Annotated in this window: 3 protein-coding genes; 1 reads left to right on the top strand and 2 read right to left on the bottom strand. The window is 68.7% G+C overall.

What is annotated here, in order from left to right; genetic code table 11:
* Positions 1–147: 147 nt before the first annotated feature.
* Positions 148–957 (bottom strand): 2,5-didehydrogluconate reductase DkgB, encoded by an 810-nt coding sequence (dkgB, locus tag AC1VXD_RS19785; protein WP_482993474.1) that lies wholly within the window; start codon positions 955–957, stop codon positions 148–150.
* Positions 958–1,044: 87 nt separating this feature from the next.
* Positions 1,045–2,259 (bottom strand): MFS transporter, encoded by a 1,215-nt coding sequence (locus tag AC1VXD_RS19780; RefSeq protein ID WP_482993473.1) that lies wholly within the window; start codon positions 2,257–2,259, stop codon positions 1,045–1,047.
* A 105-nt stretch (positions 2,260–2,364) separates the two neighbouring features.
* Here AC1VXD_RS19780 and AC1VXD_RS19775 point away from each other — a divergent pair, with 105 nt between their 5' ends.
* The gene (locus AC1VXD_RS19775; RefSeq protein ID WP_482993472.1) at positions 2,365–3,267 is read left to right on the top strand and encodes a LysR substrate-binding domain-containing protein; all 903 of its coding nucleotides are present in this window, start codon (positions 2,365–2,367) and stop codon (positions 3,265–3,267) included.
* Positions 3,268–3,381: the final 114 nt, after the last annotated feature.

The raw sequence follows: 3,381 nt of genomic DNA, 5'->3' as shown, positions 1-3,381 counted from the left end.
GGATAACGGTGGGTGAACCAGCGGACGATGCCGTCCGCAGTGGCCCCCCGTGCAGCCGACCGTCCGGTGGGGCCCGGGTGGCGGATATGGCGGCCGCCCCCGGTGCGGGGCCCCGGGGCGCGCGGGGCCTGCCCCGGCGGCCGTTCCTCAATCCCAGGCCGGGGCGATGCCTTCCGGATTGGCCAGACGCTGGCCGCGATCAAGCGTGGCGATCTGCGCCATGTCGTCGTCGGTCAGGCGGATCGCCGCCGCTTCCAGGTTGCCGGCCAGGTTCTCGCGCTTGGTCGACGACGGGATGACCGCAAAACCCTGCTGCAGCGCCCAGGCCAGTGCGACCTGTGCCGGGGTGGCCTGGTGGCGGCCGGCGATGGCCTGGATCACCGGGTCCTTCAGCACTTCGCCGTAGGCCAGGCTCATGTAGGCGGTGATGGCGATGCCGTTGTCCTGCAGGAACTGCACCAGCAGGCGGTTCTGCAGGTACGGGTGGATCTCGATCTGGTTGGTGGCGATGGCATCGGCACCGAGGATCTCGATCGCCTTGCGGGTCTGGGCGATGGTGAAGTTGGAGATACCGATCTCGCGGGTCAGGCCCTGCGCCTTGGCCTCGGCCAGCGCCGGCAGGTATTCCTCCATCGGCACGTCCACCTGGTCATTCGGCGAGGGCCAGTGGATCAGGGTCAGCTCGACATGGTCGGTGCGCAGCTTTTCCAGGCTGGTGCGCAGGCTGGCCAGCAGCGCATCGCGCTTGAACTCGGTGATCCACACCTTGGTGGTCAGGTAGATATCGTCGCGCGGTACGCCGGATTCGGCGATGGCCTGGCCGACCTCGGCTTCATTGCCGTAGATCTGCGCGGTATCGATGGCGCGGTAACCGACGTCCAGCGCATTGCGGACGGAATCGATCACGGTCTGGTCTTTCAGGCGGAAGGTGCCAAGACCAAAGGCGGGGACAGTCATGGGAAGCTCCAACGGGGGGAAAGGAGTGAACAGGAAGGGTAGGTCAGGGACCGTGTGCATGCCGGCAACGGTGCATTGCGTTGCCGGTCAGTGGGCGGTCACGGTGATGCCCTCGGCACGCTGGTCGATACCATCGCGGCGATCCAGGCGCCCGCTGAGCACGGTGAGCGCGTAGGCCAGCACGACCACCAGTGCGCCCAGCCACGGCGTGTGCATCAGGCCGATGTGCTCCACCACCAGGCCGCCCAGCGAGGCGCCGAGGGCGATGCCGATGTTGAACGCGGCGATGTTCAGGCCCGACGCCACATCAGTGGCCTGCGGCGCGTAACGCTGCGCCTGCTTGACCACATACACCTGCAGCCCCGGCACGTTGCCGAACGCCACCGCGCCCAGGGCCAGCACGGTCAGCAGCATCAGCCAGGTGTTGTAGGCGGTGAAGGTGAGCACGAACAGCACGATGGCCAGCAGCGCGAAGATGCGCTTCAGTGCCGGCACCGGGCCAACGCGGTCGGCCAGGCGGCCGCCCCACAGGTTGCCGATCGCCACCGACACGCCATACACCAGCAGCACTAGGCTGACCGCATTGGCCGAGAAACCGGTGACGTCCTGCAGGATCGGCGCCAGGTAGGTGAAGGCCAGGAACGTACCGCCATAGCCCAGCGCGGTCATCGCATAGACCAGCAGCAGGCGCGGCTGGGCCAGCACGCCCAGCTGCTGGCGGAAGCTGGCCGGCGCGCTCTGCGGCACGTTGCGCGGCACGAACAGCAGCGCACCCAGCAGGGCCACCACGCCAAGGCCGGCCACGGCCAGGAAGGTCGCACGCCAACCCAGGTGCTGGCCGATGAAGGTGCCCAGCGGCACGCCGGTCACCAGCGCCACGGTCAGGCCGGTGAACATGATGGCGATCGCGCTGGCGGCCTTTTCCTTCGGCACCACCGCGGTGGCGATGATCGAGCCGATGGAGAAGAAGACGCCATGGGCCAGGCCGGTGAGGATGCGGGCGACGATCAGCGAGGTGTAGCCCGGTGCCATCCACGCGATGACGTTGCCGAGGGTGAACATCAGCATCAGCGCGACCAGCAGCTGCTTGCGCGGCACGCGGCCGGTCAGTGCGGTCAGCACCGGCGCGCCGATGGCCACGCCCAGGGCATACAGCGAGACCAGCAGGCCGGCCGAGGGCAGGCTGACGTGCAGGTCGGCGGCGATGGTCGGAATGAGGCCGACGATGACGAATTCAGTGGTGCCGATGGCGAAGGCGCCGAGGGTCAGCGCCAGCAGGGCGAGGGGAATGCCACGGGTCATGGCAGGCTCCGGAGGGAAGGAAGGGGCGCAGTGTGCGCGGCGCACCTTTGCCGAAAAACCGGTCTTCACGCCAATCACTCTTGCCTGCTGGTCAATAATGGCGCCATGAAGACCACCCTCGACGAAATGCAGGCCTTCCTGGCGGTCATCGACAGCGGCTCGATCAGTGCCGCCGCCGAGCAGCTGGGGCACACGCCCTCGGGCGTCAGCCGCGCGCTGGGCCGGCTGGAAGAGAAGCTGGGCACCACCCTGCTGACCCGCACTACCCGCCGCCTGCACCTGACCGCCGAGGGTGAGGCCTACCTGCGCCACGCGAGGGCGATCATCGATGCGGTGGAATCGGCCGAGGAGCAGATGGCCGCCCGCCGCGAGCGCCCGGCCGGGCGGCTGCGCGTGGATGCGGCCATGCCCTTCGTGCTGCACGTGATCGCGCCGCTGGTGGCCAGCTACCGCGCGCGCTACCCGGAAGTGCAGCTGGAACTGAACAGCTCCGAGCGCTACATCGACCTGCTGGAGCGGCGCACCGACCTGGCCATCCGTATCGGCCCGCTGGCCGATTCGACCCTGCACGCGCGTTCGCTGGGGCGCTGCCGGCTGCAGCTGGTGGCCAGCCCGGCCTATCTGGCCGCGCACGGCGAACCGGCCACCGTGGCCGCGCTGGGCCAGCACACGCTGTTGAGTTTCAATGAACCGGAATCCTTGAACCGTTGGCCACTGCCGGGTGATGCCGACGGGCAGCTGCTGGTGCGCCCGGAGATCGCTGTCTCCAGCGGCGAGACCCTGCGCCGGCTGGCGGTGGAAGGCGTGGGCATCACCTGCCTGTCCGACTTCGTCACCGACCGTGATCGCGCCGCCGGCACCCTGGTGCCGGTGCTGGCCGCGCAGACGCTGGATGTCTACCAGCCGATCCACGCGGTGTACTACCGCAACACCGCCGTGTCGGCGCGCATCAGCTCGTTCCTGGATCACCTGGCCGAGGGGATGGCGGAGGGCGATTACCTGCGCTGAGGCTGCTGCGCTCGCCGGGCAAGTGCCCGCGCGAACGGTATACCGCGCTGGTAGCGCCCCGGCAATCCCCCCCGGACCCACATTCCACGCCCGCCAGGGGATACAAAATCGACG

Source organism: Stenotrophomonas sp. STEN054 (assembly GCF_056854535.1).
Note: the sequence above shows the minus strand (reverse complement) of the source record. Positions and strands in the feature narration are given on the sequence as shown.